We start from the raw sequence: 715 nt of genomic DNA, 5'->3' as shown, positions 1-715 counted from the left end.
CGGTGGCCTCAACTGGTCGACGCAACACTTTAATCTTTAGGAAGAGATGGAGTGTTTGCCATGAAATATCGTCGTAGGATTTATTATTCAACTGAACAGCGTGCTGAGATTTGGGATCGGTGGCAGCGAGGCGAGTCGATGAGGTCGATTGGGCGCGTTTTTGATCGCCAATCATCCTCAGTCTTCTCCGTGATCTCACCAACGGGTGGGATACGCCCACCAGATCGCAGACGCGGGCACGTTGCATTGAGCCTTTCTGAGCGCGAGGAAATATCCCGCGGGCTGAGCACCGAGCAGTCCTTGCGTGCGATTGCGCATCAGTTGCGACGTGCGCCCTCGACGATCAGCCGAGAGGTGCGGCGCAATGGTGGCCTTGCAGGTTATCGTGCAACCGCGTCTGATCAAGCGGCGTGGGATCGCGCGCGGCGTCCCAAGGTGTGCAAGCTGGCTTGTCACCCGAAGTTGGCCTGCGCAGTATCAGCAAAGCTGCGGCGCAAGTGGTCTCCCGAGCAGGTTGCGGGCTGGCTCAAACGCGCTTTCCCAGGAGAGGCACACAAACAGGTGTCACACGAAACGATCTACAGAAGCCTTTATATACAGGCGCGAGGCGTCCTTAAAAAGGAACTCCTGGAGCATCTGCGCGCAAGACGGACTGTCAGGCGCTCCAAACACGCCAGCCAGAAGCGCAACGGGAATGGCCAGATTAAGAATGCTG

General features: G+C 57.3%; 1 protein-coding gene. It reads left to right on the top strand.

Annotation, left to right across the window (positions count from 1 at the left end; all coding sequences use genetic code 11):
- Window positions 1–60 precede the first annotated feature (60 nt).
- Window positions 61–715 (top strand): transposase (locus AB9F29_RS21285; protein ID WP_369757177.1); only part of this gene is annotated, 655 nt, incomplete at its 3' end.

The sequence above is a fragment of the Falsihalocynthiibacter sp. S25ZX9 genome, from assembly GCF_041205405.1.
GTDB classification, from domain to species: domain Bacteria; phylum Pseudomonadota; class Alphaproteobacteria; order Rhodobacterales; family Rhodobacteraceae; genus Falsihalocynthiibacter; species Falsihalocynthiibacter arcticus.
The sequence above is the reverse complement of the archived record's forward strand: the minus strand, read 5'-3'. Positions and strand labels throughout refer to the sequence as shown.